We start from the raw sequence: 1,200 nt of genomic DNA, 5'->3' as shown, positions 1-1,200 counted from the left end.
TAAAATAGAGGTGAGATGATTGAATTATCTAAAACAATTTTCAATCTTGCTCATATGTCTTTTTATGGGTGTGATTGTAAATTATTTTTTTAGTACTCCTATACCTATGGTAGTTTGGGGTATGATTTTTTTATTTTTAGGACTTATTTTTAAAGTTGTGAGCGTGAGTGATATTGAAGAAACTTCAAGAGGGCTTTTAAAGTATTTTGCTTTTTTCTTTTTGCCTGCTGGAGTTGAGATTATGAAAGAGTATGCAAGTATGGATGGGAAGGTGCTTCAAATTCTAGTAATAATATCAATATCTACGATTATAACTTTGATATTAACAGCTCTTGTTGTGGAGTTTGTGATAAGGAGGCTATACAAATGATAGATAATCCTTATTTTGGAATTTTACTTTCGTACGCTTGTTATATGGTTGGGGTTAAGATAAATGAAAAATTTAGAACGCCTATTTTAAATCCATTGTTGATAGGAATAATATTAACAATAGGAGTTCTTTTAGCTTTGGGAATAGATTTTGAAACCTACAACATAGGTGCGAAGTATATTACATTTTTAATAGCACCTACAACTGTAGCTTTAATGGTGGAGTTGTATAAAAATTTGAATATATTAAAAAAAGATATAGTGCCTATTTTGGTTGGGATAGTTGTCGGCTCGATAACTGCTATTGCAAGCACATTGGTGTTGTGTAAATTGTTGGGAATAAACGAAAAATTTGCAACTGCATTTTTACCACATTCAGTTACAACTGCAATAGGTATGCCACTTTCTGAGCAATACGGTGGCAATCCAACTCTTACAGTTATAACTATAATGATTACTGGAATAATTGGAGCAGTTTTTGGACCAAGTATTTTAAAAATGATTAAGATAAAAAGTCCTGTTGCAAGGGGAATAGCAATGGGAACCGCGTCTCATGCCGTAGGTACATCTAAGGCGAACGAGATGGGCGAAGTTGAAGGGGCAATGTCAGGGCTATCAATAGGCATAGCAGGACTTGTGACAGTTGTTTTGATGCCAATAGCACTAAAGTTCTTATAAAGAAAGAGACGAGGAAATTAAAAATCCTCGTCTTTTTTATAGGATAAGTTGTAAAATTAAATTGTAAATTCGTATGTTAATAAAAAAGTAATAAGCAAATAGATAATTCTATTTTATGTTATCGCCTTTTATTTTATATTCGTAAATTGTTAA

2 protein-coding genes are annotated in these 1,200 nt (G+C 32.0%); both read left to right on the top strand.

Annotated features, from left to right (window positions below):
* Positions 1-19 precede the first annotated feature (19 nt).
* Positions 20-370, top strand: a complete 351-nt coding sequence (locus tag HMPREF9129_RS10245) for a CidA/LrgA family protein (RefSeq protein WP_040553289.1) — start codon at positions 20-22, stop codon at positions 368-370.
* On the top strand, positions 367-1,047 hold the full coding sequence (locus tag HMPREF9129_RS10240; RefSeq protein WP_004823540.1) for an LrgB family protein: 681 nt from the start codon (positions 367-369) through the stop codon (positions 1,045-1,047). Before HMPREF9129_RS10245 ends, HMPREF9129_RS10240 begins: the two co-directional genes overlap by 4 nt.
* Positions 1,048-1,200 lie beyond the last annotated feature (153 nt).

The organism is Peptoniphilus indolicus ATCC 29427 (assembly GCF_000227315.1).
GTDB classification, from domain to species: Bacteria; Bacillota; Clostridia; order Tissierellales; family Peptoniphilaceae; genus Peptoniphilus; species Peptoniphilus indolicus.
This window is presented reverse-complemented; position numbering and strand designations above follow the sequence as displayed.

Excerpts from the sequence above, each read along its gene's own strand:
- HMPREF9129_RS10240 (WP_004823540.1), top strand. The coding sequence starts at position 367 with ATGATAGATAATCCTTATTTTGGAATTTTACTTTCGTACGCTTGTTAT.